General features: G+C 63.7%; 28 protein-coding genes. 11 read left to right on the top strand and 17 right to left on the bottom strand.

Annotated features, from left to right (window positions below):
• Positions 1-34 precede the first annotated feature (34 nt).
• Together hemA and HYH08_RS08860 are read right to left on the bottom strand one after the other, a co-directional pair.
• Positions 35-1,264 (bottom strand): 5-aminolevulinate synthase, encoded by a 1,230-nt coding sequence (gene hemA, locus HYH08_RS08865; RefSeq protein ID WP_220009381.1) that lies wholly within the window; start codon positions 1,262-1,264, stop codon positions 35-37.
• A 195-nt stretch (positions 1,265-1,459) separates the two neighbouring features.
• Complete coding sequence (locus tag HYH08_RS08860) at positions 1,460-2,188, bottom strand: GntR family transcriptional regulator (protein WP_220009380.1); 729 nt, start codon at positions 2,186-2,188, stop codon at positions 1,460-1,462.
• Between the two features lie 157 nt (positions 2,189-2,345).
• On the opposite strand from HYH08_RS08860, the gene HYH08_RS08855 reads away from it, so the two are divergent.
• From HYH08_RS08855 to aroQ, 4 genes are read left to right on the top strand one after another with little or no spacing between them, the layout of a single operon-like run.
• Positions 2,346-3,374, top strand: coding sequence for a TRAP transporter substrate-binding protein (locus HYH08_RS08855; RefSeq protein WP_220009379.1), 1,029 nt, complete (start codon positions 2,346-2,348; stop codon positions 3,372-3,374).
• Positions 3,375-3,386: 12 nt separating this feature from the next.
• Positions 3,387-3,935 carry a TRAP transporter small permease gene (locus tag HYH08_RS08850; protein WP_220009378.1) on the top strand — a complete coding sequence of 183 codons (549 nt, stop codon included), beginning with the start codon at positions 3,387-3,389 and terminating at the stop codon, positions 3,933-3,935.
• Positions 3,932-5,212: a TRAP transporter large permease gene (locus HYH08_RS08845; RefSeq protein ID WP_220009377.1), complete on the top strand. Its 1,281-nt coding sequence runs from the start codon at positions 3,932-3,934 to the stop codon at positions 5,210-5,212. Before HYH08_RS08850 ends, HYH08_RS08845 begins: the two co-directional genes overlap by 4 nt.
• A 19-nt stretch (positions 5,213-5,231) precedes the next feature.
• Positions 5,232-5,663 carry a type II 3-dehydroquinate dehydratase gene (gene aroQ, locus HYH08_RS08840; RefSeq protein WP_220009376.1) on the top strand — a complete coding sequence of 144 codons (432 nt, stop codon included), beginning with the start codon at positions 5,232-5,234 and terminating at the stop codon, positions 5,661-5,663.
• Between the two features lie 62 nt (positions 5,664-5,725).
• Here the strand turns inward: aroQ and HYH08_RS08835 are convergent, their stop codons facing one another.
• From HYH08_RS08835 to HYH08_RS08820, 4 genes are all read right to left on the bottom strand, one after another.
• Complete coding sequence (locus HYH08_RS08835; protein WP_220009375.1) at positions 5,726-6,787, bottom strand: MBL fold metallo-hydrolase; 1,062 nt, start codon at positions 6,785-6,787, stop codon at positions 5,726-5,728.
• 96 nt (positions 6,788-6,883) lie between these two features.
• Positions 6,884-9,031, bottom strand: a complete 2,148-nt coding sequence (locus HYH08_RS08830; protein WP_220009374.1) for a methyl-accepting chemotaxis protein — start codon at positions 9,029-9,031, stop codon at positions 6,884-6,886.
• Between the two features lie 166 nt (positions 9,032-9,197).
• Complete coding sequence (locus HYH08_RS08825; protein ID WP_220009373.1) at positions 9,198-9,923, bottom strand: outer membrane protein; 726 nt, start codon at positions 9,921-9,923, stop codon at positions 9,198-9,200.
• Positions 9,924-10,147: 224 nt separating this feature from the next.
• Entirely contained in the window at positions 10,148-10,468 is a 321-nt protein-coding gene (locus HYH08_RS08820; RefSeq protein ID WP_220009372.1) for a helix-turn-helix domain-containing protein, read from the bottom strand.
• Positions 10,469-10,652: 184 nt separating this feature from the next.
• On the opposite strand from HYH08_RS08820, the gene HYH08_RS08815 reads away from it, so the two are divergent.
• A complete protein-coding gene (locus tag HYH08_RS08815) occupies positions 10,653-10,943 on the top strand; it encodes a hypothetical protein (RefSeq protein WP_220009371.1) in 291 nt (96 codons plus the stop codon).
• Between the two features lie 6 nt (positions 10,944-10,949).
• Here the strand turns inward: HYH08_RS08815 and HYH08_RS08810 are convergent, their stop codons facing one another.
• The 4 genes from HYH08_RS08810 to HYH08_RS08795 form a co-directional block, all read right to left on the bottom strand.
• Positions 10,950-11,462, bottom strand: a complete 513-nt coding sequence (locus HYH08_RS08810) for a PaaI family thioesterase (protein WP_220009370.1) — start codon at positions 11,460-11,462, stop codon at positions 10,950-10,952.
• 161 nt (positions 11,463-11,623) lie between these two features.
• Complete coding sequence (locus HYH08_RS08805; protein ID WP_220009369.1) at positions 11,624-11,833, bottom strand: hypothetical protein; 210 nt, start codon at positions 11,831-11,833, stop codon at positions 11,624-11,626.
• A complete protein-coding gene (locus tag HYH08_RS08800) occupies positions 11,830-11,994 on the bottom strand; it encodes a hypothetical protein (protein ID WP_220009368.1) in 165 nt (54 codons plus the stop codon). The genes HYH08_RS08805 and HYH08_RS08800 overlap by 4 nt, the downstream gene beginning before the upstream one ends.
• Before the next feature lie 197 nt (positions 11,995-12,191).
• Positions 12,192-13,481, bottom strand: a complete 1,290-nt coding sequence (locus tag HYH08_RS08795; protein ID WP_220009367.1) for an NADH:flavin oxidoreductase/NADH oxidase family protein — start codon at positions 13,479-13,481, stop codon at positions 12,192-12,194.
• Between the two features lie 103 nt (positions 13,482-13,584).
• On the opposite strand from HYH08_RS08795, the gene HYH08_RS08790 reads away from it, so the two are divergent.
• Positions 13,585-14,037 carry a MerR family transcriptional regulator gene (locus tag HYH08_RS08790; RefSeq protein WP_220009366.1) on the top strand — a complete coding sequence of 151 codons (453 nt, stop codon included), beginning with the start codon at positions 13,585-13,587 and terminating at the stop codon, positions 14,035-14,037.
• Positions 14,038-14,223: 186 nt separating this feature from the next.
• A complete protein-coding gene (locus HYH08_RS37870) occupies positions 14,224-14,493 on the top strand; it encodes a hypothetical protein (RefSeq protein WP_228747637.1) in 270 nt (89 codons plus the stop codon).
• 12 nt (positions 14,494-14,505) lie between these two features.
• Here the strand turns inward: HYH08_RS37870 and HYH08_RS08785 are convergent, their stop codons facing one another.
• The 5 genes from HYH08_RS08785 to HYH08_RS08765 all read right to left on the bottom strand — a co-directional run bounded on the left by HYH08_RS08785 (position 14,506) and on the right by HYH08_RS08765 (position 20,309).
• Entirely contained in the window at positions 14,506-16,125 is a 1,620-nt protein-coding gene (locus HYH08_RS08785; RefSeq protein ID WP_220009401.1) for an ABC transporter ATP-binding protein, read from the bottom strand.
• Positions 16,126-16,127: 2 nt separating this feature from the next.
• Positions 16,128-16,967 (bottom strand): ABC transporter permease, encoded by an 840-nt coding sequence (locus HYH08_RS08780; protein ID WP_220009365.1) that lies wholly within the window; start codon positions 16,965-16,967, stop codon positions 16,128-16,130.
• Positions 16,964-17,935 (bottom strand): ABC transporter permease, encoded by a 972-nt coding sequence (locus tag HYH08_RS08775; RefSeq protein ID WP_220009364.1) that lies wholly within the window; start codon positions 17,933-17,935, stop codon positions 16,964-16,966. The genes HYH08_RS08780 and HYH08_RS08775 overlap by 4 nt, the downstream gene beginning before the upstream one ends.
• Before the next feature lie 203 nt (positions 17,936-18,138).
• Complete coding sequence (locus HYH08_RS08770) at positions 18,139-19,701, bottom strand: ABC transporter substrate-binding protein (RefSeq protein ID WP_220009363.1); 1,563 nt, start codon at positions 19,699-19,701, stop codon at positions 18,139-18,141.
• A gap of 296 nt (positions 19,702-19,997) precedes the next feature.
• Positions 19,998-20,309 carry a hypothetical protein gene (locus HYH08_RS08765; protein WP_220009362.1) on the bottom strand — a complete coding sequence of 104 codons (312 nt, stop codon included), beginning with the start codon at positions 20,307-20,309 and terminating at the stop codon, positions 19,998-20,000.
• Between the two features lie 184 nt (positions 20,310-20,493).
• Here HYH08_RS08765 and irr point away from each other — a divergent pair, with 184 nt between their 5' ends.
• Entirely contained in the window at positions 20,494-20,982 is a 489-nt protein-coding gene (irr, locus tag HYH08_RS08760) for a Fur family transcriptional regulator Irr (protein ID WP_220009361.1), read from the top strand.
• Between the two features lie 119 nt (positions 20,983-21,101).
• Here irr and HYH08_RS08755 read toward each other — a convergent pair whose 3' ends face one another.
• Positions 21,102-22,652: a winged helix-turn-helix domain-containing protein gene (locus tag HYH08_RS08755; protein ID WP_220009360.1), complete on the bottom strand. Its 1,551-nt coding sequence runs from the start codon at positions 22,650-22,652 to the stop codon at positions 21,102-21,104.
• A gap of 133 nt (positions 22,653-22,785) precedes the next feature.
• Here HYH08_RS08755 and mddA point away from each other — a divergent pair, with 133 nt between their 5' ends.
• Positions 22,786-23,574: a methanethiol S-methyltransferase gene (gene mddA / locus HYH08_RS08750; RefSeq protein ID WP_220009359.1), complete on the top strand. Its 789-nt coding sequence runs from the start codon at positions 22,786-22,788 to the stop codon at positions 23,572-23,574.
• A gap of 224 nt (positions 23,575-23,798) precedes the next feature.
• Complete coding sequence (locus HYH08_RS08745; protein WP_220009358.1) at positions 23,799-24,221, top strand: GFA family protein; 423 nt, start codon at positions 23,799-23,801, stop codon at positions 24,219-24,221.
• A gap of 175 nt (positions 24,222-24,396) precedes the next feature.
• Here the strand turns inward: HYH08_RS08745 and HYH08_RS08740 are convergent, their stop codons facing one another.
• Positions 24,397-25,944: a winged helix-turn-helix domain-containing tetratricopeptide repeat protein gene (locus HYH08_RS08740; RefSeq protein ID WP_220009357.1), complete on the bottom strand. Its 1,548-nt coding sequence runs from the start codon at positions 25,942-25,944 to the stop codon at positions 24,397-24,399.
• Between HYH08_RS08740 and HYH08_RS08735 the strand changes: the two genes are divergently transcribed.
• Positions 25,837-26,058 carry a hypothetical protein gene (locus HYH08_RS08735; RefSeq protein WP_220009402.1) on the top strand — a complete coding sequence of 74 codons (222 nt, stop codon included), beginning with the start codon at positions 25,837-25,839 and terminating at the stop codon, positions 26,056-26,058. The genes HYH08_RS08740 and HYH08_RS08735 overlap by 108 nt on opposite strands.
• Positions 26,059-26,076: the final 18 nt, after the last annotated feature.

Genomic DNA, 26,076 nt, shown 5'->3' with positions numbered 1-26,076 from the left:
CCTCTCCCCGCAAGCGGGAAGAGGCGAAGAAAACCTACTCCGCCGCCAGCGACTTCTCGCGCAGCGGCAGGCCGAGCCGGTCCCACACTTGCAGCAGGGCTTCAGCGAGCTGATCGATCAGGCCGTCGTCGTGATAGGGCGAGGGAGTGATGCGCAGGCGCTCGGTACCCTTGGCCACCGTCGGATAGTTGATCGGCTGGATGTAGATGCCGTGCTCTTCGAGCAGCAGGTCGGAGGCCTGCTTGCACTTCTCGGCATCGCCGATGAACAGCGGCACGATGTGGGTGTCGCTCGACATCACCGGAAGGCCCGCGGCGTTGAGGATCGCCTTGACGCGTGCTGCACGGTCCTGGTGGCGCTCGCGCTCCCAGCTCGAGGTCTTCAGGTGCTTGATCGCGGCGGTCGCGGCCGAGCAGATCGCCGGCGGCAGCGCGGTGGTGAAGATGAAGCCCGGCGCGTAGGAGCGCACGGCGTCGATGATCTGGCCGTTGGCGGCGATGTAGCCGCCGAGGCAGCCGAACGCCTTCGCCAGCGTGCCTTCGAGAATGTCGATGCGATGCATGACGCCGTCACGCTCGGCAATGCCGCCGCCGCGCGGGCCGTACATACCGACGGCGTGGACCTCGTCGACATAGGTCATCGCGCCATATTTTTCGGCGAGATCGCAGATTTTTGCGAGCGGCGCGACGTCGCCGTCCATGGAGTAGAGGCTCTCGCAGGCGATCAGCTTCGGCCGGCTGGGACCGGCGGCCTTCAGCAGCGCTTCGAGATCGGTGAGGTCGTTGTGACGGAACACCTGGCGCTCGCAGCCGGACTGGCGAATGCCTTCGATCATCGAATTGTGGTTGAGTTCGTCCGACAGGATGAGGCAGTTCGGAATCAGCTTCGCGATGGTCGCGATGCCGGTCTGGTTCGAGACATAGCCCGAGGTGAACAGCAGCGCGGCTTCCTTGCCGTGGAGATCCGCGAGCTCGGCCTCAAGCTGCACCAGCGGATGATGCGTGCCGGCGATGTTGCGGGTGCCGCCTGCGCCGGTGCCGACGCGCGTCGCGGTCTCGACCATGGCGCCGACCACCTTGGGGTGCTGGCCCATGCCGAGGTAATCGTTGGAGCACCAGATCACGACGTCGCGCTTGCCCTTGGGCGAGTGCCAGAGCGCATGCGGGAACCGGCCGGCGATGCGTTCCAGATCGGCGAACACGCGGTAGCGCCGCTCAGTGTGGAGACGATCGAGGGCGGAATTGAAGAACTGGCTGTAATCCATCGGCGCAACCTGAGACGGAACTGACCAAAAGGGTGCATATCCTTAGAGCTTTTCCAGCTCCAATGTCTATGCGCTATCCCACATTTGGCCCTGTGGGGCGTCTGGGCAAAATGCCCTATCGTGCGAATTGAAACTTGATCCCGATCAAGTTCGCGCGAGAGGTCATGTTGCTCTGCACCATGCGTCTCCGCGCGCCTAGCCGGCCTTGGCCTTCCTGCGCGGCTCGGCGCGCGTGTCCTTGACGAGAGGCTTTAACCAATCCGAATTGCGCAAGGCATGCGCCACGCAATCATGGATGTGGGTATGCAGCACCTTGTTCGCGCCCTTGGCATCGCGCTTCAGCGCCAGCTCCTTCAGCTCGCGATGCTCGGCCGCCGCCATCTCCCCGCGGAAGACGACCGCGATCATCTGGTAGCGCAGATAGCGGTCATAGACAGCTGCATGCGCATCGAGCAGCACCTTCGAGCCGCAGGCCGCGACGAGCGCGCGATGAAACTGGAAATCGCACTGTTTCCAGCTCTCGGCGTCGGATCGCTCGCCTGACAGCAGCATCCGCTCCATTGCCGCGAGCTTGTGATGCGCGGAGACGATATGCGCCTCCCAATCGAGATCGCCGGTGGCGAACGACTTCTCGATCATGTGGCCTTCGAGCAGCTCGCGTAGCTCGGCGATCTCCTGGAATTCGGTCGCCGAGATCGGCGCCACCTCGAAGCCGCGCTGGCCTTCGGCGACGACGAACCCTTCCGAACACAGCCGGTTCAGCGTCTCGCGCAGCGTCGAGATGCTGGTGCCGTAGGCGCTGCTCATCCGCTCGAGCTTCAGCTTCTGACCGGGCGTCAGCTTGCCGAAGATCAGGTCGGTGCGGATGCGGCGGTAGGCGCTGTCGCCCACCGTCTCGGCGGTCGTGTCGGGAGAGATGTCCATGCCTCATCCTAGCGCTTTAAACCCGCGTATTGCCAAATTTCGCAACTTTATCAAGCGTTTCTTATATTACCAGACAAAATAGAAAATATAGGTTGATTTATAATACGTCATACAACACCTTCGCTCCCCAAGAACGAAGGTCATCAGGGAGGGCGCGATGCGGGTTCGGTTCAAAGGTCTGGCTTGGGTGGCGGCGGTTGGTGCGATCGCCATTGGCGTGGTGGGACCGGTTTCGGCCCAGGCCATTCAGGAGCGCACCATCCGGTGGGGGCACCTCAACAACACCGACCACCCCGTCAGCAAGGGCGTGCAAAAGTTCGCCGAGATCGTCGCGGCCAAGAGTGGCGGCAAGATCAAGGTGCGCGAATATCCGGCCAATCAGCTCGGCAGCGAGATGCAGCAGCAATCGGCGCTGCGTGCCGGTACCCAGGAGATGCAGTCGCCGGCGACGACGTCGTTGGTCGGCATCGTCAAGGATTTCGGCCTGATCGATTTCCCCTTCATCGTCTCGACGCCGCAGCAGGCCGATGCCTTGCTCGACGGTCCGCTCGGCGCGGCGCTGCTGGCAAAGCTGCCGGAGAAGGGGCTGGTCGGTCTCGCTTATTGGGATCTCGGCTTCCGCAACGTCACCAACAGCAAGCGCGCCATCACCAAGGGCGAAGACCTCGGCGGCATCAAGATCCGGGTGATCCCGAACCCCGTGTATCTGGAGACCTTCAAGGCCTTCAACGCCAACCCGGTGCCGATGAGCTTTTCGGAGCTCTACAGCGCGCTGGAGACCGGCACCGTCGACGGGCAGGAGAATCCGTTCTCGGTGATCCTGTCGAACAAGTTTTTCGAGGTGCAGAAATATCTCAGTGTCACCAACCACACTTATTCGACCAACATCATCCTGATCAGCAAGAAGTTCTGGGACGGGCTCTCGCCCGACGAGCAGAAGATCCTGCAGGACGCCGCCATCGAGGCGCGCGACTACCAGCGCAAGGTGAGCCGCGAGCAGGCCAAGGCCGCGATCGACGAGCTCAAGGCGAAGGGCATGGCGGTCAACGAGATCGCGCCCGTCGAGCTCGATCGCATGCGCGAGAAGACGAAGCCAATTGCGGAAAAGTTCTCGGCCGAATACGACCCGGCCATCGTCAAGCTGTTCAACAGCGAGCTCGATCGCGTCCACGCGCAAAAGCCCTGAGCGCCGGACACCATGAAAACGATCGTCGATGCCTATTTCTGGCTGCTCCGCGCCGTCATCGCCGTGCTGCTCGCCGCCATGGTTGTGCTGGTGTTCGGCAATGTCGTGCTGCGCTACGGCTTCAACTCCGGCATCGCGATCTCGGAGGAGCTGTCGCGCTGGCTGTTCGTCTGGATGGTGTTTCTGGGCGCGGTCATCGGCATGAAGGAGCACGCTCATCTCGGCGTCGACAGTCTCGTGAAAGTGTTGCCGCCGTTCGGCCGCAAGGTCTGTTACGGCCTCAGCCACGCGCTGATGCTCTATGCCTCCGTGCTGCTGACGGAGGGATCATGGAAGCAGACGGTGTTGAACTGGGACACGGTTGCCCCGGCCTCGGGACTCTCGGTCGGCCTGTTCTATGCCGCCGGTATCGTGTTCGGTGCCTCCTCCTGCGCGATCATCGGCCATGAGCTTTACCGGCTGATGATCGGGCAGATTGCCGACGCCGATCTCATCGCCATCAGCGAGTCCGAGGAACTTGCGCATTCTGCTGAAGCCGCGAGCGGAAAGCAGCAGGCATGACCGTCGCCGTCTTCACGTTCTCGCTGCTGGGCGCCATGGCGATCGGGATGCCGATCGCGTTCGCGCTGATCATCTGCGGCATCGCGCTGATGACGTATCTGGCGATGTTCGATTCCCAGATCATCGCGCAGAACGTCATCAACGGCGTCGATTCCTTCCCGCTGATGGCGGTGCCGTTCTTCATCCTCGCCGGCGAGGTCATGAACACCGGCGGACTGGCGCGCCGCATTCTCAATTTCGCGATCGCATTGGTCGGCCATTTCCGCGGCGGGCTCGGCTATGTCGCGATCCTGACGTCCTGCATCCTGGCATCGCTGTCGGGGTCGGCCGTCGCGGATGCCGCTGCGCTTGGCGCGCTGCTGGTGCCGATGATGGCAGCCGCCGGCCATAACCGCGCCAGCGCGGCTGGTCTCGTTGCGGCCGGCGGCATCATCGCGCCGGTGATTCCGCCCTCGATCGGTTTCGTCATCTTCGGCGTCGCCGCCAACGTCTCGATCTCGAAACTGTTCCTCGCCGGCATCGTGCCGGGCCTGCTGCTCGGCGTCGGCCTGTGCTTGGCCTGGTGGTGGGTAGTGCGCAAGGAGAACCCGGCGCGGCTGCCGCGCAAGAGTCTTGCCGAGATCTGGCGCGCGCTGATCGACGGCTTCTGGGCCCTGATGTTGCCGATGATCATCATCTTCGGCCTGCGCTTCGGCATTTTCACGCCGACGGAGGCCGCCGTCGTGGTCGCGGTCTATTCGCTTGTGGTGGCGATGGGCGTCTATCGCGAGCTCAAGCCATCGCAATTGCCGGGGCTATTGGTCTCGACGGCGCAGACCACGGCCGTCGTGATGTTCCTCGTCGCGGCGGCGCTGGTGTCGTCCTGGCTGATCACCGTCGCCGAGATCTCCGACCAGATCGTCGCGCTGGTGCAGCCGTTCGCCGGCAACAAGACCATCCTGACCCTGGTCCTGATGATCATCGTCGTGATCGTCGGCACAGCGCTCGACATGACGCCGACGATCTTGATCCTGACCCCGATCCTGATGCCTGTTGTCAAGCAGGCCGGCATCGACCCCGTCTATTTCGGCGTGCTCTTCATCATCAACAATGCGATCGGCCTGATCACGCCGCCGGTCGGCGTCGTGCTCAACGTGGTTGCCGGCGTCTCGCGCGTCTCGATGGACGACCTGATCCGCGGCGTCTGGCCGTTCATGATCGCCCAGCTTGTCGTGCTAGCCTTGCTGACGCTGTTTCCTGTTCTCGTCACCGGACCTGCAAAATGGTTCGGCGGCTAACTCCCGGAAGGACCCGACCATGAAGCGCGTGATGATCCTCAACGGTCCCAACCTCAATATGCTCGGCATCCGCGAGCCACACATCTACGGCACCACGACGCTCGACCAGGTGAATGCGAGCTGTGAGGAGATCGCCGCAAAGCTCGGGCTCAAGCTCGTCTTCCATCAGTCGAACCATGAGGGCGTGCTGGTCGATCTGATCCAGTCGGCGCGGCAGGATGCCGACGCGATCGTCATCAATCCGGCCGGGCTCTCCTTCACCTCGGTCTCGATCATGGACGCGATCAAGACGTTCGAAGGCCCGGTGCTGGAGGTCCACATCTCCAACATCCACGCCCGCGACGAATATCACCGCCACTCGAAGATCTCGTTCGTGGCGACCGGTGTGATCTGCGGGCTGGGGCCGTTTGGCTACATCGCGGCGCTGCACGCGATCGCGAATATGAAGTGAGTTGTTGCCGCGATGACGGAGCGCTCCCTCTCCCCGCAAGCGGGGCGAGCTGAAGGAAGAGCTCACGTCGTCCGGAACTGCAGCACGCCGTCCTTTGTCTCGGCCGTCAGCCGGCCCTCGACGATCATGTAGTTGACGTGGGCAACGAGCTCGCCGGCGGCAAAGCCCATCTGGTGCTCGTCGAGGACGTGCTTGTTGAAGACAACAGGCACCAGCGCGCGCGAGGTCTGCGGCACTTCGCGGCAGGCTTCCGCGATCAGGCGGCAGCGCTCCTCGTGGTGATCGGCGAGCTGCTTGATGCGGGTCTTCAGCCCGTAGAACGGCACGCCGTGGCCGGGCAGCACCAGGAGATCATAGGGCAGCGTGGTGGTGAGGCTCGCGAGCGAAGCCAGATATTCGCCGAGCGAATTCTGGTCGGGCTCGACCGCCCAGACACTGACATTCGGCGAGATCTTGCTCAGCACCTGGTCGGCGGACAGGAACAGCTTGTCGTCGGCGCAATACAGCATCACCTGGTCGAGTGCATGCCCGCCGCCGGTGATCACCTTGAAGCGGCGCGTGCCGATCACGACCTCGTCGCCATGCGAGATGCGGCGGTAGGACGGCGGCAGCACCGAGACCCGCTTGAGATAGTCCTGGCCGCGGCCGAGCAGCTTCTCGGTGAGCGACTCGTCCATGCCGTGGCGGCGGAAGAACAGCCGCTGTGCCTCGCACCGTTCCTCGGTGCCGCGGTTCTGGTGATAGACCGATTGCAGATACTCGACCTGCGACATCACCAGCGGACAGTTGAACCGCTCGACGATCCACCCCGCAAGGCCGACATGGTCGGGGTGTGAATGCGTCACGATCAGGCGCGTGATGTTGACGCCCTTCAGCGGCCCCTCGAACAGCCTGGTCCAGGCCTCGATCGTCTCCTCATTGCCGAAACCGGCATCGACCATCGCATAGCCGTCGCCGTCGGCGAGCAGATAGATGTTCACGTGGTTGAGGCGGAACGGCAGTTTCAGCCGCGCCCACAACACGCCGGGGCGGACCTCGACGACCTCGTCGGGGCCGGGATGCTGTTCCCAGGGGTAGCGCAGGGCCTCGGCCGAGGACGGCACAGTGTCGGTTTTCGCGTTCATGCTACCGGCTTAAACCTGCCGGGCGTGTGGCGCCAGCCGAAAAAGAATGCTGGCGCGCCCCCGCATAGCGGACATTCCGGGCTACGGGACGGTGCCTTACGCCGCCCGCATGTTGTTGAGGAACGCGTCGATCTCCCCGCGCAGCATGTCGGCCTCGCGGCGGAGCGCGTCCGAGGCGCCCAGCACTTCGCTCGCCGCGGCGCCGGCCTCGGCCGAAGCCGTGGAGACGCCGACGATGTTGCTCGAGACCTCGCTGGTGCCGCCGGCGGCGTGCTGGATGTTGCGGGCGATCTCGCGGGTGGCCGCGCCCTGTTCCTCGACCGCGGCAGCGATCGTCGTGGTGACGTCGTTGATCTCGCCGATGATCCGGCCGATGCCCTGGATGGCGCCGACGGCCGAGGTCGTGACCTCTTGCATGCTGGCGATCTGGGTGCGGATCTCCTCCGTCGCCTTCGCGGTCTGGCTCGCGAGGCTCTTCACTTCGGAGGCGACCACCGCAAAGCCGCGGCCGGCTTCGCCCGCGCGCGCCGCCTCGATGGTGGCGTTGAGCGCGAGCAGATTGGTCTGCGAGGCAATCGTCTGGATCAGATCGACGACGACGCTGATGCGGCTGGCGCTGTCCGCAAGGCTCTGCACCGTGGCGTCGGTAGCGCCCGCCTCGTCCACCGCCTTCTTGGCGATCGCGGCGGAGGTGACGACCTGCTTGCTGATCTCCTCGATCGAGGACGACAGCTGCTCGGTGCCCGACGACACGGTCTGCACGTTGACCGAGGTTTCCTCGGCGGCGGAAGCGACCGCGTTCACCAGCGCGTTGGACTGGTCGGCGGTGTTCGACATGCTCTGCGCGGTCGATTGCATCGAATTGGCCGATTGCGCGAGATTGTCGAGCGCATTGCGCACCGTGCCCTCGAACTCGGCGATGCGGGCTTCCATGCGCGCGGCGCGCTCGGCCTTGGCGACGCGGTCCTTGTCCTGCTCGTTCGCAAGCGCCCGGGCTTCGATCATGCTGTCGCGGAACACGGTCAGCGTTTCCTTCATCGCGCCGATCTCGTCGTTCTGCCGGGAGCGGACGATCTCGACGTCGAGGTCGCCGGCCGACAGCAGCTGCATGGCGCGCTGAAGCTCCCGGATGCGGCGCAGGATGTTGCGGCCGACATAGAGCCAGACGAACAGCACCGAACCGACCAGCGTCAGCGCGCCCAGTCCGAGCATGGCGGTGGTGGCGAGGGAAATCTCCTGCCGGGCCTGGAAGGTCGACGCGTCGGTCTCCTTCTGCACGCCGTCGACGAGCTGCTGCACGCTGATGCCGAGGCCGACATTGAGCTTGCGGGTCTCGTCCAGGATGGTCTGGCCGTAGTCGATGGCGTCGAGCTCCTTCTGGCGGATCTTGAACACCCCGGTCTTGCCCTCGCCGAACGCGAACAGTTTTTGCACCGCATCGCGCATCGACTGCATCGAGGCAATCTTCGGCAGGTCCTCGAGGTTCGACTTGACGCGGTCGCGCGTCGTCTTGAATTCCTTCTCGATCACCTCCAGCGTGTCGCTGTTGTTGGCCGAGAGCGCCGCCATCATGTCGGCGGCCATCAGATTGCCGTTGGCGGAGATCGTCGAGATCTGCGCGACGGTGCGGGCAGCTTCGGTGGCATCGTCGGCGGAGACGTCTGCCGCGCCGAGGATCGCGTTCAGGCGCGTTTGCGCGTCGAGCATCGCTGGGCCGGCCGCATCGACGAAGGCGAGCTGGGCCTTGCGCAGCGCTTCATATTGCTTGTCGTGCAGCGCGCCGGTTTCGAGCCGTTCGCGTGCCGCCGAGACCAGGCTCTGGGTGGCTTCGTCGATGCTCTTGGCGGTGTCGCGCAGCGCGGTCGCGATCTGCTTGTCGGCGCCGAGCTCGATGATCTCGCCGAGCTTGGCCATGGCGAGCTGCTGGATGTCCTGCACGCCCTTGGTGCGTTCCTTCAGCGCGTCTTCGCTCGGCGAAGCCAGCAGGCCCGGGCCCTGTGCCGCGAGCGTGGCGCTCTGTGATGCGAGTTGAAGGCTGGCGGAGAGGCGCGGAATGTCGCGGCCGCTCAGATCCATCATGGTCGCGCCGAGATGATTGAACACGAAGCCGGCGCCCGCGGCGATCACGAGGCCCATGCCCGCGATCACCGCGAAGGCGGTGAACAGGCTGCCGCGCACGCCCCATTTCGGCATTTTGAAACGAGGTTTGAAACGGCCAAGAAAGCCACCGAGACGGATCGCCATCGAAATTCCCCCACGCCTGATCTTTATATTTTCGTCGCGGAGTATCCTTGGCGCGGGTTAAAAAATCGCAAGTTGCACAATTGGTTGGCAAGTTCCGCAGAGCGAAAAAGCAAAGGGCCGGCAGCGTTGCCGGCCCTCGATGATGAAGACGTTTTTTGAGGCGCGATCAGTAGCGCGCGACCGTCGAGTTGGCCCAGTTGAAGCGGTAGTTGACGCCCGCCTTGAAGGTGTGGTCGTCGGTGGTGAAGTTGCCGGTGCCCGTCAGCGGGCCGCCGGTGAAGTGCGCGTCGCCGAAATTGTAATACTGGTACTCGGCCTTGGCCGACCAGTTCGGGGCGAACATGTATTCGAGGCCGGCGCCGACCGTGTAGCCGTTGCGGTGATCGCCGGTGATGACGAAGGCAGTCGGCACGCCGCCGACGGTGACCTTCTCGTTGTTGTCGGAATAGGCGTAGCCGCCTTTCACGTAGACGAGGCCGGGACCCCAGGTGTAGCCGACGCGGCCGGTGATCGAGCCGAGGCCGCGCTGGTCATTGGTGTAAGCAACGCCGCCGGGGAATACCGCGCCGACGCTGCCGGAGAGCCAGGAATACTGGGCTTCGGCACCGACCAGGAAATTCGGGTGGAACTGCCAGTCCGCGCCAGCCTGCACGCCGCCGAGGAAGCGGCCGTTGCCGTTGTTGCCGGTGGAGAGGCCGCTGAAATTGTTGTCGCTGGAGAACGCGCCGCCGAGATGCGCACCGATGTAGAAACCGGTCCAGTTATAGATCGGCGCGGCATAGGCAGGCGCGGGCGCCTTGTAGTAATTGCGGTTGCCGAGATCGGCGCCGATCGCCGGCGCAGCCGCGCCCAGCGCGATCAGTGCAACGGTCGCAAACAGAATCTTCTTCATCGTCTTGAACTCCAACACTAAAGGTCCCCGGCAGGCGCGCTGTCCGCGCCGCGTTGGTTTTGCAGATAGCTCGCTTTTGACGAAAATGCTGTCACATCCGTGGCACAGCGGCAGCCAACCTAACTTATTGGGCTGCAATTGATTTTCGTGCTTAATGGCGGCTTAAGAAGTGGTGAAGGAAGGTTTAATTTCGCGCCCGCGCGGTAACGCGCGTGCGTTTTGCCTTAACCAAGACGGCGTCGCGCTTCATCCCGCATCTGCTCGCGGAAGGCCGCGCGCTTCGCGGGCCGGTCTTCCTCGCGCACGTCGTGACGATCGAAGATGTCGAACTTCTCCATGATCGGATAACGCTCGCTCGCCATCGCGAGCACGCGCAGCACCTTGGTTGCCGACGGCGTAGGACCGCTCACCTCCCAGCGCCTGATGGTGTCGGCGCCGCCCTTCTCCGGCAGTCCGCACAGCTTTGCCATGTCGGCCGCGGTGAGCTTCCGCTCGAGGGCGTCGGAGAGATCGTTGCGGAGCTGCTTGAGTTCGGCGCCGGTCATGCTGCTTGCGTCCAGGGACATCACTTGATGAGCAATGCACTAGCGCTGATTCGGGTCCAGCCGAAGGCAGCGAGCGCGTGCTGTGGCACCTTCGCATTCGCACGGAGTTATGAACACCGGGCCAATGGAAATCTTGCGGACGATGAACACATGCTGGGTGCAGCCAGTTGCCGAGGGATCAACCATGACAAGCTTCAAATTCGCCATTGCCACGCTCATCGCTGCCGGACTGCTTGCTGCGCCCGTCGCGGCGGAAGCGAAGAAGCACCGGTCGAGCAGACATTATTACAACACGAGCACGGTGGCCCCTAGCTATGGCGGTGCCGGATCGCTCGCCGCGCAGCCGAGGCCGACTTACGGATCGTCGGGACAGACGGTCGGCACGGTGACGGCGCCGTCGATTGGAACTTACAATTGGCCGTCGGTCGGCGTGACCAATGCGGTCCCGACCTGGAGCAATACCAACCCTCGATGACGTCCGTCAGCCTTCCGGGCTGGCCTTCTCGATGCCGAACACCAGGCAGGTCGTCGTCGCGTGTGCGAGCAGCCGGCCCTTTGTATCGGTGATGCGGGCTTCGGCAGTGGCGACGCGGCGGCCGGCGTTGAGCACACGGCCTTCGGTGCGGATCGTGCCGCTGGCCTCGCTCATACCGCGTACGAACGAAATCTTGAATTCCAGCGTCGTGTAGCCGGTCCCGGCGGGCAGGGTGGTCTGCACCGCGAGTCCCATCGCAGAGTCCAGCAGGATCGCGGCATAGCCGCCATGGACGGAGCCGATCGGATTGTAATGACGCAGCCCCGGCACGCTGTGGATCACGACAATTCCGGGCTCGGCGGTGCAGTCGAACGGCTCGACCGTCTGCATGATCGGCGGCTCGGGCAATTGCCGGGCGAAAATCCCACGGACGAAATCAAGCCCGGACATCGATGTTATCAATTCGATGGGAACGACACCATATTTGGCTGCCGGCTTGTCGGCCTTGTCGTCACCCATCCCTGGTCTCCCCGCATCTCCATAAGATGATAATTATCATATGATGGAGGATGTCGACGAGTCAAAACGCAGCTCGCGGCCTGATTGGCGCATGCCACGACCCGCAAGTCGCGGCCCATAGGATCCGGATCGTGCCGCCCCCGATAGGCGGCTTTGTGTCGTTAGATTCCTCGGCCGTTCTGCTGACCGATCACGCAGCGCCAGGCTGCCAGGCGCTCGGCCGGGTGCTGGTTCATCCATTCGGCAAGCTGCGGCGCGCCCATCAGGCAGGACTGCACAGAGACTTCCGCAAAGTCGGAGCTGGTCACGAGCTGCTCGTGACAATTGGACGGAGAAGCGAGGCTGCAGAGGACTGCGATGATCTTGATCATGCGAGGTTGCCTCTGTCGCTCTGGCGCGTATTGGCTCCACGCGACGGCTCGCCGGCCGCATCAGCCGGCGGGAAGATGCTGTCGTAGATCGCGCGCGCTTCCTGGATGAGGCGAAGACGCTCGCGCTCGGATTTCGAGACAAACTGAATAATCTGGCCCATGTCGGCTCCAATCAATCGCAAGCTCCATCATCAGATGATGGAAATCATGCCATTCCATGTGGGTGCGAACCGCGGGTTTTCAGGTGTGCAAGCGGTCACAAGGAATAAAAAGCCCGTGACCATTCCGTTCCTATGCGGAGCCGGATACCGGAGACCAGCTCCGCCTCACTCTGCGGCCAAGGCTATCGACCAGGGCTCTAACTGGCCTCGGCTATGGGCAAATCTGCCCCGGACGCAGCAATTGTCGACGCCTCGGCCGCCGGACGCTGCGCAATCCACCGCCGATATTGCCGCGTCCGGAATGCGGCCGCGACCTGCTGCAGGATCAAAGCCCCTAGCGGCGACACTTTTGGGTTGGGGCTTCCACCTCGGCTCAATCGCCGCAACTGGAATTTGACGACAGCCATGTTGGCGAGCGAGGCCAGCATCTTGTTTGTCCATCTGATGGGCCGAAGCTCGGGGACCATGTCCTTGCCGAGACGCCAGTCGCGCGGCAGATGCGGGTCGATCGCGAGCGCGGTGCCGATGCCGACCATATCTACTCCGCTGCCGAGCACCTGATCGGCAATCGCGCGGCGCCGGATGCCTCCGGTGACCATCAGCGGCATTTTGGCAACCGTCCTGATGTCGCGTGCGAATTCCAGGAAGTAGGCTTCGCGCGCGAGCGTCCTTCCATCGCGCGACTGCCCCTGCATGGCCGGCGCCTCGTAGCTTCCGCCGGACAGCTCCACGAGATCGACGCCGAGATGGTTGAGCATCTCCACCACGTGCCGAGCGTCTTCGGTGCTGAAGCCGCCGCGCTGGAAGTCGGCCGAGTTGAGCTTGACGGCGACCGCGAAACCCGGCGAGACCTTGGCGCGCACGGCCTTCACGATCTCCAGCAGCAGGCGCGCCCTGTTCTCGAGCGAACCGCCCCATGCATCGGTTCTCCGGTTGCTGAGCGGTGAAAGGAATTGGCTGAGCAGATAGCCGTGCGCGGCGTGAATCTCGACGCCGGTAAATCCGGCCTGCTCGCCCAGTTGAGCCGCTCGCGCAAATCGCCTGATGACGTCGGCGATGCCGTCGTCCGTCAATGCCTCAGGTACCGCGAAGCGATTGGACATCTTGCCGAGGTCCAGCGCCACAGCGGAGGGCGCAAACGCCTTCTGGCCGAGATTGGCCTGCATCTGGCGGCCCGGGTGGTTGATCTGAAGCCAGATCTGGGCGCCTTTGGAGCGGCCGATCTCGGCCCAACGTTTGAACCTGTCGAGATGCCTGTCGTCCTCCAGCACGACGCCGCCCGGACCCGTCATCGCGCGTCCGTCGACCATGACGTTGCCGGTGATGATCAAGCCGACTTCGCCGTCGGCCCAGGATTGGTAGAGACGCATCAATTCCGGCGACGGCGCCTGGTCGGCGTCGGCCATGTTCTCTTCCATCGCGGCCTTGGCGATGCGGTTGGGAATCACGGAACCATTGGGGAGCGTCAGCTTCTCGAACGCTGTCATGGGGCTCATTTCGTAGACGGCCTGTCGTGGATGATTTGTCTTGATCGTGACGCGACTCTACCCTTAAAGTTAACTTTAAGGTCAACCCCTATCGAGGCGCGGCATGAGGATTGGAGAGCTGGCGGCCCGCAGCGGCCTGACCGCGTCCCGGATCCGCTTTTACGAAGCGAGCGGCCTGATCCGCTCAGTCGATCGTGGCGCGAATAATTACCGCGAGTTCACGCCGGACGCGGTCCTGCTGCTGGAGATCATCACCAGCGCCCAGAGTGCCGGCTTCTCGCTTGACGAGATCCGCCGTCTGATGCCGCCGAAATTCGACGCCTGGCGCCACGACGAACTCGTCGGCGCGCTCAAGGGGAAGGTTGCCGAAATCGAGGCGTTGCGTGAACGTCTCGGTGAGAGTCTGGAGCGACTGCGCGCCATCATCGAGACCATCGAGACCAAGCCCGACGGATTGAGCTGCGGCGACAATGCGAAGCGGGTGATGAGCCGCTTTCGCAAGCAAGGCGCGTCGGCTTCGAAGACGAGAACAGCGTCTCGTACGAGATCGTCCTAGCGCATCGGCTCTCGCCGCAAGGCCTGTATTCTTGTCGCGGCATCGTGATGGAGTGTTGAAGAGCCGTAGTGTGCCTGTTGCGGCACATTGTCGTGCGGGCGGAGTTGTAAGGTTGCTCAGGGCAAAAGCGGTTCGACGGGGGAAGGATCGATGCCACTGAGGCACCGCGCTCGAAAGGGACCTGCCATGACAAGAACGAGAAGCTTGATTGCTGCACTTATCGCCGTCGGATTTGCGGCGTCGCCGTTCGCTGCAAGCGCCCAGTCGTCAGCAGGTGCACAAAGCAGCACGCGTCTGAGCCCGGGCGTACCGGCTCAACAAGGCACCTATGGACAATCGGGACAGACGGTGGGCACGGTCACCGCACCCTCGGTCGGAACATCCAATCAGCCGTCCGTCGGCGTCACGAATTCCGTCCCTAACTGGAACAACACCAACCCTCCCGCCAAAAAGTAGCGACTTGTCACCTCACGCCGCCGGCGCACGCTCCTTGCGTCCCGGTACTGCCGCCAGCAGCTCGCGCGTATAGGCGTGCTCCGGTGCGGCAAACAGCTGCGTGGTCGGCTTCAGCTCGACGATGGCGCCGCGCTGCATCACCGCGATGCGGTCGCAGATTTGGGCTGCGACGCGCAGGTCGTGGGTGATGAACAGCATCGAGAGGCCGAGGCGCGCCTTGAGATCTTCGAGCAGTCTCAGCACCTGCGCCTGCACGGAGACGTCGAGCGCGGAGACGGCCTCGTCGGCGACGATGATCTCGGGCTCGAGCGCGAGAGCGCGCGCGATGCCGATGCGCTGGCGCTGGCCCCCGGAGAACTCATGCGGATAGCGTTCGAGCGCGCCGGCATCGAGGCCCACCATCTTGAGAAGATCGCGGGCGCGATCGAATGCGACCTTCGGATCGGTGCCGGCGGCGATCGGGCCGTCCGCAATGATGTGGCCGATCTTGCGGCGCGGATTGAGCGAGGCGAACGGGTCCTGAAAGATCATCTGGATGCGATGGCGCTCGGCGCGCAGCGCCTTGCCTGAAAGACTCGTGAGATCGGTCTCGCCGATCCGCACCGTGCCGCGGTCGGCTTCGATCAGCCGCATCACGAGACGCGCCACCGACGACTTGCCCGAGCCGGACTCGCCGACGAGGCCGAGCGTCTCGCCTCTGAGGATGTTGAAATTGACCTCGCGCGCGGCATCGACGCGGCGGTCCTCGCGAAACCAGCCGCCCGACGTGACATACGTCTTGCCGAGCCCGATCACCTCGACGGCCTTGGCCTGATCATCGAGCGGCGCGCGTTTCGGCGGATCCATCGACGGCACGGCGGCGAGCAGCGCCTTGGTGTAATCGTGCTGCGGATCGTTGAAGACGGTCGCGGCAGGACCTTCCTCCACGACTTTGCCGTGGCGGAGCACCACGACCTGGTCGGCGATGTCTGCGACCACGCCAAAGTCATGGGTGATGAACATCACCGCCATGTTGCGGTTGCGCTGGAGGTTGCGGATCAGCTTGAGGATCTGCGCCTGCGTGGTGACATCGAGCGCGGTGGTCGGCTCGTCCGCAACCAGCACGGCCGGCTCGAGCGCGAGCGCCATTGCGATCATGGCGCGCTGGCGCTGGCCGCCGGAGAGCTGGTGCGGATAGGCGCGCACGATGCGTTCGGGGTCGGGCAGACCGACCTCGCGCGCCAAAGCGAGTGCTCGCGCGCGCCGCTCCTTCGGCGTGAGCAGACCATGGGCCTCGAACATCTCGGCCATCTGGTCGCCGATCCGCATCAACGGATTGAGCGCGGTCATCGGCTCCTGGAAGATCATCGCGAGACGGCGGCCGCGCAGGTCGCGCCAGCCGTCGTGGTCGAGCTTTAGCAGGTCGCGGCCTTCGAACTGGATCTCGCCCGACCTGACCGACACCGTATCTGGCAGAAGTCCCATGAGCGCATGCGCGCACATCGACTTGCCAGAGCCAGACTCGCCGACGACGCAGACGATCTTGCCGGGCCGCAAATCGAGCGAGACGCCGTCGACGGCAAACGGACGCTCCGCGCCCCTGGGCAGCGCGATTCGCAAATTCCTGATCGAGACGGCGGGCGGAGCGGTCATCATCAGCGGCCCTCCCGCGACAGGCGCGGATTGAGCGCGTCGTTGAGGCCTTCGCCGATCAGGTTGAGCCCGAGCACCGAGATCAGGATCGCGACGCCAGGAAACACGGTGATCCACCAGGCCTGGCGGATCACGGTGCGCCCGGCGCCGACCATGTAGCCCCAGGAGATCAGATTGGGATCGCCGAGGCCAAGGAAGGCCAGCGAGGATTCCAGCAGGATCGCGGTCGCCACCATCAGCGAGGCCAGCACGATCACTGGGGACAGCGCGTTCGGCAAAATTTCGCGCAGGATGATCCAGCTGTTGCTCTGGCCGGTGACCACGGCGGCCTGGACATATTCGCGGGTGCGCAGCGACAACACCTCGCCGCGCACGAGGCGGGCGACCGGGGGCCAGCTCACCACGGCGATCGAGGCCACGATCGAGTAGATCGAGGGCTGCAGGATCGCGACCAGCACGATTGCCAGCGCAAAGCTCGGAATGGTCTGGAAGAATTCGGTGAAGCGCATCAGGGCGTCGTCGACCTTGCCGCCGAAATAGCCGGCCATGGCGCCGATGGGAACGCCGACGACCAGCGCGACGAGCGTGGACACCAGGCCAACCAGGAGTGACACGCGCGCACCAAAAATCATGCCGGCGAAGACGTCGCGGCCGAGTGCGTCGGTGCCGAGCGGCACGGTCGAGAGCGTGAAAGGGGGCAGGAACGGCCGCTGCACCATGCGCCATGGCGAATTCGGGAACAGCATCGGCCCGAACACCGCGACCGAGATCGCAAGCAGAAGGATGATGAGCCCGATGACGCCGCTCGGGCTTCTGAGCATCGATTTCCAGAACTGTTTCATGCGGCGAATTCGATGCGTGGGTCGACCAGGCGATAGACGAGGTCGGTGATGAGGTTGAAGATCAGCACCATGACCGAGCAGGTCACGAAGACGCCGAGCAACAGATTGTAGTCGCGCTGGAGCAGCGCGTCGTACATCAGCCGCCCGATGCCCGGCCAGGCGAACACGGTCTCGGTGATGACGGCGCCGCCGATCAGCGTGCCGGCATGCACGCCGGCCAGCGTCACGACGGGCAGCAGCGCGTTGCGCAGCACGTGGCGCCGCTGGATGACGGAATCGGAGAGGCCCTTGGCCCGCGCGGTCTTGACGAAGTCGAGCCGCTTCACCTCGAGCATCGAGGCCCGCGTCATGCGGGTATAGGTCGCCATGAAGAACAGGCCGAGCGTCATCGCCGGCATGATCAGGTGCTTTGCGACATCGACCACATACGCAAAGCCGGTGAGGTTGGCGCCGACCGTCTCGTAGCCGAAGCTCGGCAGCCAGTCGAAGGTCACCGAGAACAAGAGGATGCCCATCAGCGCCACCCAGAAGATCGGCATGGCGTAGAAGATCAGTGCGAATATCGTAATGCCGGTGTCGAGGATGGTTCCGGCAAAGCGCGCGGCAAAGGTTCCGAACAGGATGCCGAGCATCAGCGAGATCGCAAACGCCGTCAGCGTCAGCAGCAATGTTGCCGGCAGCCGTTCTGCGATCAGCTTTGCGACAGGCGCTTGCTGGCGGAACGAGAAGCCGAGGTCGAGGGTCGCGATGCCCTTGACGTAGATGAACAGCTGCTCGGGCACCGGCTTGTCGAGGCCGAATATTTCCCGGAGCTGCTGGACGAAGACCTGGTCACTGGCGCCGGCCTCGCCCGCCATCACGACCGCGGGATCGCCGGGCGCAAGCCGGATCAGGAAGAAATTGAGGACGACGATCGCAAGCAGGACGATCACGCCCTTCACGACACGCTGGGCAACGAAGGAGAGCATCTAGATTCGTATGCTAGTTGATTGAGCTGGTCTCGCCGCGAGGGACACCTCTCCCCAACGGGGAGAGGTCGCGCCGAAGGCGCGGGTGAGGGGGATCAGGTTCCACGAGGGAGCGCAGCCCCTCACCCGGATCGCATCTTTCGATGCGATCCGACCTCTCCCTATGGGAGAGGTGGGCACCGCCGCTGCCTCAGCGAGCGCGCTCACTTGTCGAGCCATGCGTCCTTGAAGCCGTCATTGACCCCGATCCCCGTGGTGATCAGGTTCTTGACCTTGCAGCGCGTGATGGTCGGGAACTGCAGCTCGAGCATCCAGGCCACCGGCACGTCCTCGACCAGGATCTTCTGCGCCTTCTCGTAGATCTCTTTGCGCTTGGAGTCCGGGGTGGCCACCGCGCCGTCGGCGAACAGCTTGTCGATCTCCGGGTTGGAGTAACCCTCGACGTTGTTGAACACCTGGCCCTTGGCGATGTTGCTGGAGATGTAGTTGCGGCCGACGCCGAGTGCGGGATCGCCATACTGGTAGAGATAGGTGAAGGCGATGTCGTAGTCCCAATCGCCGATCTTCTGGTTGCCGCCGGCAACGTCGGTGGCGATGGTCTCGATGTTCATGCCGACGTCCTGGAGGTTCTGCTTCACCGCTTCACCCCAGCGCTGCCAGGTCTCGCCATAGGCGAGCGGCAGCAGGCGGATCTTCTCGCCTTTGTAGCCGGCTTCCTTCAGCAGCGCCTTGGCCTTGGCAGGATCGTACGGGTATTTCTTCACGTCGTCGGTGTAATATTTGATGGCCGAAGACGAAGGGCCGGTCGCAACCTTGCCGAGCCCGTTCCAGATCACGTCCTTGGCGAAGTCGCGATCGATCGCATACATGATCGCCTGCCGCACCCGCTTGTCCGCGAGCGGACCCTGACGATTGTTCAGCCACAACCAAGCCAGCGGCGAGAAAAACTCCCAGCCGGCGCCGGTGACGCAGGTGTCCTTCAGCTTGGTCAGGCGGGGAACGTCGAAGTTCTCGACCGAACCGCCGGGCAGCACGTCGACCTTGCCGGTCTCATAGGCCACCGAGCGCGCGGCGGCGTCGGGTATGATCTGCCAGTAGATCTCGTCGAGATAGGGCTTGCCCTTCTCGTAATAGTTCGGATTCTTGACCAGGCGAATGAACGAGCCCTTCTGCCATTCCTTGAACATGAAGGGGCCGGTGCCGACAGGCGCGTTATTGTAGGGGTTGGTCTTGAAGTCGGTGCCTTCGTAGAGATGCTTCGGCACCATCGGCATCGAGCCGACCTCGAAAATGCCGAGGAACGGGCCGAACGGCTGCTTCAGCGTGAAGACGACAGTGTAATCGTCGGGCGCCTCGACCTTGTCGACCTGTGCGAGGTTGGTGCGCGCGCGGGCGTGCGTCTGCTTCAGCATCTCGATCGAGAACAGCACGTCCGCCGAGGTGAAGGGCTTGCCGTCATGCCAGGTGACGCCCTTGCGGAGCTTGAAGGTGTAGGTCTTGGCGTCCTCGCTGACTGTCCAGCTCTCGGCGAGCTCCGGAAGCGGCTCGAGCTTGGGGCTGTAGCGCAGCAGGCCCTCGAAAATGTTGCCCGAGACCATCTGGGTCGGGCCGTTCTGGATCATCGCAAGCATCAGGCCAGGCGGCTCGGGCTGGATCACGGCATTGATCACACCCCCCGTCTTCGGCTCTTGCGCAAGCGCCGGTTCGAGAGCCGAGGCCGTGAGGCCGCAAGCCAGGAGGAGTCCAAGCAACACTCGTTTTGGCATGTCGTATCTTTCTTAAGCGAGACCAGCCGTAAACGCTTCGCACGTCATGGCGCGCAAAGCTACGGCCGGCCCATCCCAGTCCCCATCCGATATGAGGCTCACATAGTCCCATTCGACGCCGCAAGATGAAAGTCTCGACAGTGTTCGCACAAAAAATGTACAGTGCGTCCTGTTTTGACCGCAGGTCTCCCATCGCCGAAGCGCTCGCATCGTGCGATTACAGGGGTCCGTCATGTCCGAGACGGGGCCAGGCACGATTGCGCAAGTCCGCGCCTGCGGCCAAAAGCATCAGGCCGTCAGCCTGTGCCGAGCGCCCGCTGCAGCTCGGCGAGCGCGTCCGCAAGCTGCTCGCGGTGCGCAATGTCGTCCTTGGAGAAGGCTGCCACGCTGCCTGCGAGTTCGTGCAGGATGCCGGCCAGCAGGCCGAAATTGATGTGCAGGTGCACCGATTTGCGTTCGTCGGCCGCACCGGGATGCTGCAGCACCAGCGCAAGGCCGCTGCCGTCGAGCTTCGCCTCGAACCGGGATGAATGCTCGAAAGTGCCGACATAGAACTTGTCGGGATATTCGAGCGCGATCTCTGCCTTGTCGGGAACCGGCCTGGACATGTGCCCCTCGTCGATAGCTCGTCACCCTGGCACGGAATAATTCAGGCCGCCTTGCGATAGGTCAGAGGTCTCCCGCTTGCAGATTTGATCCGGATCAAAGCCGGCTAGCCGCTCTTGCGATCCAATGGCAACTGGCGGTATGCGACGCAGCCCGTTCCCGTTCATTCAGCCGTGAGATTGATCGATGGACTTCCGGGCCGAGCATATACCGACCGTCGACGAGAGCGGCCCCGATCTCGCCGGCCCCGATCTGCAGCCGGACGAGGGCGTGCAGCATTGCTTGCGAGTGCTCAGCGAGGCCGGCCTGCGCCCGACCCGCCAGCGCTTGGCGCTCGGCCAATTGCTGTTCCTGCGCGGCCACCGTCACGTCACCGCGGAGGGGCTTCATGCCGAAGCGATCGCCGCGAATGCATATCTCTCGCTCGCGACCGTCTACAACACGCTGAACCAGTTCACCGAAGCCGGCCTGCTGCGCCGGATTGCGGCCGACGGCATCAAATCGTTCTTCGACACCGACACGTCCGTGCATCCGCACTTCTATATGGAGGGCGAGGACATGCTGGTCGACGTGGCCGACGGCCTGACCTTCACCAGGATTCCCGAGGCGCTTCCCGGCCACGAGATCGCGCGGCTCGACGTCATCGTCCATCTGCGCAGAAAGCACGCCTCGTGATCCGGGCCTGACGATCCGCTAAAGCATGATCCGGAATAGTGCGAAGCGGTTTTCCGAAAAGGTCATGCTCAAACAACAACCTAAAGCGCGATGACGATTCATCCCAATCTCATCGCGTTTTAGCGCAATCCCGCGCGCCGGAATCCCTCCAGATAGTGCTCGCGGTCGGCGTCGTTGGCCCATGGCAACTGCGTCGCGATCCAGTGCAGCGAGATATTTGGTTGGGTGCGGCGAAGTTCGCCCAGCGCCATCTCCGCAAGCGCGCTGTCGCCGGTCATGCCGGCGGAGACCGCGAGGACGCGATAGGCGCCGGTGAGGTCGCCGCGGTGGCGGATCGCCTCGCGCGCTAGCGTGATGGCCTCGTCATAGTGTCGTTCGGTGAAGCGCGCATAGCCGGCGATGCCGTAATAGATCGCCAGCGAAGGATCGCGGGGTGACAGCCGGATCGCCCGCTCCGCCGCGTCGTAGGATTCGCTCGAGCGTCCGGCATAGGACAGCGCCAGCGCGTAATAGCCCTGCGCCAGCGAAAAATTCGGATTGAGCGCGAGCGCCTGCTCGAACTCGGACAGTGCGTCGGACAGCCTGCTTGTGGAGAAGAAGACGCTGCCGAGTGCGGCGTGCGCCCAGGCATCCTCGTGGTCGTGGCGCACCGCGGCAAGGGCTGCAGCCTCCGCAATTGGCGCGGTCGTGGCAAGCTCGGCCCAGCCGAGATGGACGCCGAACATATGGCTCGCCGCGAGCACCGACAGTGCCTGGCCGTAATTCGAATCGATGGCGATGGCGCGTTCGAGCAGGGCTTGCGCCGCCTCGTGATCCTGCCGCGTCACCCGCCAGTAATGCGACAGCGCGCGCATCAGGAGGTCCCAGGCATCGAGGCTCGCGGGAGGCTTGCGCTGGCTGCGGAAATTCTCCGCCGCGTGGATCTGCGGCTCGATCGCGGCGACGATCGCATTGGTGATGTCGTCCTGCACGGCGAAGACGTCGACCAGCTCACGGTCGTAGCGCTCGGCCCAGAGATGGCTGCCGGTGGTGGCGTCGTTGAGCTGCGCGGTGATGCGCACGCGATTGTCGGCCTTGCGAACGCTGCCTTCGACGATGTAGCGGACGCCGAGCTCCTCGGCGATCTGCCTGATGTGAACCGCGCGTCCCTTGTAGGTGAAGGACGAGTTGCGGGCGATCACCATGAACCAGCGCTGTTTCGACAGCGCGGTGAGGATGTCCTCGCTGATGCCGTCGCCGAAATAGTCCTGCGTGGGATCGCCGCTCATGTTCTCGAAGGCGAGCACGGCGATCGCGGGCCGGTCCGTCACCACGCGCGCCAGGACAGGGCCTGGTTCCGCTGGTGCCAGCGGCGTTGCAACCTCTTCCCGGACTTCGCCGACGAAACGAAAGCCCTTGCGCGGGATGGTCTTGATCAGTCGCTGCGTCGCGCCGTCATCGCCAAGCGCCTTTCGCGCCGCGTTGATTCGGCTGTTCAGCGCCGAGTCCGAGACGATGCGGTCGCTCCAGATCTGGCTGATCAGGTCATCCTTGCTGACCACACGTGCGCGCTGCGCGACCAGGTAAAGCAGCAGGTCGAACACCTGCGGCTGCAGCGGCACGGCGGCGCCGCCGCAGGTGAGCTCCCGCAGGTCGCCGTCGAGCACTTTGTTTTCAAAGAGGAATCGCACGTTTCTGTCGTCTCAAGCAAAAATCAAAGTCGTCTCAGGCGAAAATCAACCGTCCGCCAAAGCCTGGGGACGTCCGATCCGGCATGGTGCGAAGACCAAACAGTGCCGATGCCTCGGCACAACGGAGCGTTCTATGACCCAACTTGATCACCAGGTTCATTCCATCGGCCCGGAGGTTGCGGGCTCTCGCATTTTCAAGTTCATCGCCTTTCTGTACGGAATTGCGGCATATCTCGTGTTTTTCGTCAGCATTCTCTACGCCATCGGCTTCGTCATGGGGCTGGTGGTGCCGAAGACCATCGACACCGGTGCCGACACGCCGACGGCCGAGGCCGTCATCATCAATCTCTTGCTGATGGCGCTGTTCGCCGTCCAGCACAGCGTGATGGCGCGGCAGCGCTTCAAGGCGTGGTGGACGCAGTTCGTCCCCAAGCCGGTCGAGCGCAGCACCTATGTGTTGTTCGCGAGCCTGTCGTTGCTGCTCCTGTTCTGGCAATGGCGACCGCTGCCGACCGTCATATGGGAGGTCCAGAATCCGGATCTCGCCGTGACGCTGGTCACGCTGTCCGTGGCGGGCTGGGTGCTGGTGTTCACCTCGACCTACATGATCAATCACTTCGAGTTGTTCGGCCTGCATCAGGTGACCAACCATCTCGTCGGCAAGGAAGCGGCGCCGGCGCGCTTCAAGACGCCGCTGCTCTACAAGTTCGTTCGTCATCCGATCTATCTCGGCTTCATCATCGCGTTCTGGGCCGCGCCGATCATGACGGCAGGACATCTGTTGTTCGCGGCCGTGACCACCGCATACATCTTCGTCGGCATCGCGCTGGAGGAGCGCGACCTCGTCGACCTCTTCGGTGACGAATACCGGCAGTACAAACAACGGGTGTCGATGCTTATTCCCTGGCGCCGGTCAGTCTAGGTCGCACGTGCCGCTGCCGCGTCCGCCGAAAGGAGGACGCGCGGCGGACCCGGCGCGCGTAACTGACTTTGCCGGACTTCAGCCTTCAAAATGTCTCGGAGTGTTTCCCCTCACTCCGGGGCCACCAGCGCGAACCAAGCTCGTCGCGACCCCCGTCTCTGCCGCGATGTCGGCGAACTGGAGCGGAGAGAAGAATTCCATCTTTCATCAATGGAGACGATTCAATGAAACATATCGGACACTGCTTCTGCGGCGCGGTCACGGTCGAGGTCACGGGCGAGCCGGCGGCGATGGGCTATTGCCATTGCCGCTCCTGCCGCTCCTGGTCGGGCGGACCGGTCAACGCCTTCAGCCTGTGGAAGCCTGAAGCGGTGCGCATCACCGAAGGCGCGCAGAACGTCGAGACTTTCGCCAAGACGCCGCTTAGCCAGCGCAAATATTGCAGGAAGTGCGGCGGCCATCTCATGACCAACCATCCGCCGCTCGACCTGATTGACGTCTTCACCGCCACGATCCCCACGCTCGCCTTCACGCCCGGCGTCCACGTCAATTATTCGGAGACAGTGCTGCCGATGCGCGACGGCCTGCCCAAGCTGAAGGATTTTCCCGCCGAGTTCGGCGGCAGCGGCGAGATGATGCAGGAGTAAGCGACGTCCTTCCTTCTCCCCTTGTGGGAGAAGGTGGCGCGAAGCGCCGGATGAGGGGTTCTCTCCGTTCGCGAAACTATTCGTGAGGACAGATACCCCTCACCCGGCTTCGATGCTTCGCATCGAAGCCACCCTCTCCCACAAGGGGCGAGGGTGCACCGTCACCGTGGTGGGTTTACCTCATCCCTGCGCGCCGAAACCCTTCCAGATAATGCTCGCGATCTTCGGCCCGCAGCATCGGCAGCTCGCGCGTGAGCCAGGCCAGAGAGAGGCCGGGCTGGGCGCGATTGAGGCCGCGAAGCGCGGATGCTGCGAGCTGGGCATCACCCGACATGCCGGCGGCGGCGGTCAGCACGCGATGGGCGCCGACGAAATCGGCGCGCTGCCGCATCGATTCCCGCGCCAGCTGGATCGAAGCCTCGTAATTGCGGCCAATGAACTGCGCGTACGCCGCTACTCCGCAATAGATCGCCGCGAGCGGATCGCGCGGGCTCAGCCGCAGCGCGCGCCGCGCGGCGGCGTCGCCGTCCTGCCATCGCCCCGCATAGCACAGCGTCACGCCATAGAAGGCGTGTGCCATCGCAAAATTCGGATTGAGTCTGAGCGCCAGCTCGAACTCCGCCAACGCATCGTCGAAGCGGCGGCGGAAAAGATAAGTATAGGCGAGGCCGTGATGGGCCCATGCGTCCTCGCGATCGGCCTGCACCGCCGCAAGTGCCGCGCGCTCGGCGACCGGCACGGTCGCGGCCATGTCGGCCCAGCCCATATGCGCACCGAAGATGTGGCTGGTCGCGAGCAGGCCCAGCGCCTTGCCATAGGCGGGATCGATCGACGTTGCCTTCTCCAGCAGGGCTTGCGCGGCGGCATTGTCCTCGCGGGTGATGCGCCAGTAATGCGACAGTGCGCGCATCACGAGATCCCAGGCATCGAGGCTGCCCGGCGGCTTTTGCTGGGCTCGAAAGCTTTCGGCGGCGTAGAGCTGCGGCTCGATCGCGGCGACGATCGCCTCGGTGATCTCGTCCTGGACGGCAAAAATGTCGGCGAGCTCGCGATCGTAGCGCTCGGCCCAGAGATGGCCGCCGGTCGAGACGTCATTGAGCTGCGCCGAGATGCGTACGCGCTCGCCGCTCCGCCGCACGCTGCCTTCGAGCACGTAGCGCACGCCGAGGTCGCGCGCGACCTCGTTCATGTGCACGGCACGGCCCTTGTAGACGAAGGAGGAATTGCGGGCGATGACGAAGAACCAGCGCAGCTTCGACAGCGCCGTGATGATGTCCTCGCTGATCCCGTCGGAGAAATAGTCCTGCTCGCGGTCGCCGCTCATATTGGTGAAGGGTAGCACGGCAATCGCGGGCCGGTCGGGCAGCGTGAGCGTCTGTGTCGCGCGGTTCGGCTCCGGCGCGATCGCGGCGAGCTTGGTCTCGACGTCGCCGACGAAGCGAAAGCCCTTTCGCGCGATGGTGCGGATCAAGGCCTGGTTCGCGCCATTGTCGCCGATCGCCTTGCGCGCCGCGTTGATCCGGCTGGTCAGGGTGGATTCGGAAACGCTGCGCCCGTGCCAGATCTTGTCGATCAGCTCGTCCTTGCTGACCACCCGGTCCCGGTTCTCCATGAGATGGACGACGAGGTCGAACACCTGTGGTTCCACGGAAACGGGAACCTGCTCGCGGCTCAGCTCGCGCCGGTCGGTGTCGAGAAGGTGATCCCGGAACAGAAACTGCACGTCGAAAACTCGGACCTCACGGCGACATCAGGCAATGAAGAAATCAAAAATGGATTTCGATTTGAAGTCTGTGAGTCCGCCGAGCGGTCGAGCCGGTTCACCACGATTGCGTGATGGCAGCCATGCGGTTTT

Origin of the sequence: Bradyrhizobium sp. BR 10289, assembly GCF_019455385.1 — a bacterium.
GTDB lineage: Bacteria > Pseudomonadota > Alphaproteobacteria > Rhizobiales > Xanthobacteraceae > Bradyrhizobium.
The sequence above is the reverse complement of the archived record's forward strand: the minus strand, read 5'-3'. Positions and strand labels throughout refer to the sequence as shown.

Excerpts from the sequence above, each read along its gene's own strand:
- hemA (WP_220009381.1), bottom strand. The coding sequence starts at position 1,264 with ATGGATTACAGCCAGTTCTTCAATTCCGCCCTCGATCGTCTCCACACT.
- HYH08_RS08860 (WP_220009380.1), bottom strand. The coding sequence starts at position 2,188 with ATGGACATCTCTCCCGACACGACCGCCGAGACGGTGGGCGACAGCGCC.
- HYH08_RS08855 (WP_220009379.1), top strand. The coding sequence starts at position 2,346 with ATGCGGGTTCGGTTCAAAGGTCTGGCTTGGGTGGCGGCGGTTGGTGCG.
- HYH08_RS08850 (WP_220009378.1), top strand. The coding sequence starts at position 3,387 with ATGAAAACGATCGTCGATGCCTATTTCTGGCTGCTCCGCGCCGTCATC.
- HYH08_RS08845 (WP_220009377.1), top strand. The coding sequence starts at position 3,932 with ATGACCGTCGCCGTCTTCACGTTCTCGCTGCTGGGCGCCATGGCGATC.
- aroQ (WP_220009376.1), top strand. The coding sequence starts at position 5,232 with ATGAAGCGCGTGATGATCCTCAACGGTCCCAACCTCAATATGCTCGGC.
- HYH08_RS08835 (WP_220009375.1), bottom strand. The coding sequence starts at position 6,787 with ATGAACGCGAAAACCGACACTGTGCCGTCCTCGGCCGAGGCCCTGCGC.
- HYH08_RS08830 (WP_220009374.1), bottom strand. The coding sequence starts at position 9,031 with ATGGCGATCCGTCTCGGTGGCTTTCTTGGCCGTTTCAAACCTCGTTTC.
- HYH08_RS08825 (WP_220009373.1), bottom strand. The coding sequence starts at position 9,923 with ATGAAGAAGATTCTGTTTGCGACCGTTGCACTGATCGCGCTGGGCGCG.
- HYH08_RS08820 (WP_220009372.1), bottom strand. The coding sequence starts at position 10,468 with ATGACCGGCGCCGAACTCAAGCAGCTCCGCAACGATCTCTCCGACGCC.
- HYH08_RS08815 (WP_220009371.1), top strand. The coding sequence starts at position 10,653 with ATGACAAGCTTCAAATTCGCCATTGCCACGCTCATCGCTGCCGGACTG.
- HYH08_RS08810 (WP_220009370.1), bottom strand. The coding sequence starts at position 11,462 with ATGGGTGACGACAAGGCCGACAAGCCGGCAGCCAAATATGGTGTCGTT.
- HYH08_RS08805 (WP_220009369.1), bottom strand. The coding sequence starts at position 11,833 with ATGATCAAGATCATCGCAGTCCTCTGCAGCCTCGCTTCTCCGTCCAAT.
- HYH08_RS08800 (WP_220009368.1), bottom strand. The coding sequence starts at position 11,994 with ATGGGCCAGATTATTCAGTTTGTCTCGAAATCCGAGCGCGAGCGTCTT.
- HYH08_RS08795 (WP_220009367.1), bottom strand. The coding sequence starts at position 13,481 with ATGACAGCGTTCGAGAAGCTGACGCTCCCCAATGGTTCCGTGATTCCC.
- HYH08_RS08790 (WP_220009366.1), top strand. The coding sequence starts at position 13,585 with ATGAGGATTGGAGAGCTGGCGGCCCGCAGCGGCCTGACCGCGTCCCGG.
- HYH08_RS37870 (WP_228747637.1), top strand. The coding sequence starts at position 14,224 with ATGACAAGAACGAGAAGCTTGATTGCTGCACTTATCGCCGTCGGATTT.
- HYH08_RS08785 (WP_220009401.1), bottom strand. The coding sequence starts at position 16,125 with ATGACCGCTCCGCCCGCCGTCTCGATCAGGAATTTGCGAATCGCGCTG.
- HYH08_RS08780 (WP_220009365.1), bottom strand. The coding sequence starts at position 16,967 with ATGAAACAGTTCTGGAAATCGATGCTCAGAAGCCCGAGCGGCGTCATC.
- HYH08_RS08775 (WP_220009364.1), bottom strand. The coding sequence starts at position 17,935 with ATGCTCTCCTTCGTTGCCCAGCGTGTCGTGAAGGGCGTGATCGTCCTG.
- HYH08_RS08770 (WP_220009363.1), bottom strand. The coding sequence starts at position 19,701 with ATGCCAAAACGAGTGTTGCTTGGACTCCTCCTGGCTTGCGGCCTCACG.
- HYH08_RS08765 (WP_220009362.1), bottom strand. The coding sequence starts at position 20,309 with ATGTCCAGGCCGGTTCCCGACAAGGCAGAGATCGCGCTCGAATATCCC.
- irr (WP_220009361.1), top strand. The coding sequence starts at position 20,494 with ATGGACTTCCGGGCCGAGCATATACCGACCGTCGACGAGAGCGGCCCC.
- mddA (WP_220009359.1), top strand. The coding sequence starts at position 22,786 with ATGACCCAACTTGATCACCAGGTTCATTCCATCGGCCCGGAGGTTGCG.
- HYH08_RS08745 (WP_220009358.1), top strand. The coding sequence starts at position 23,799 with ATGAAACATATCGGACACTGCTTCTGCGGCGCGGTCACGGTCGAGGTC.
- HYH08_RS08735 (WP_220009402.1), top strand. The coding sequence starts at position 25,837 with ATGGACGACGAGGTCGAACACCTGTGGTTCCACGGAAACGGGAACCTG.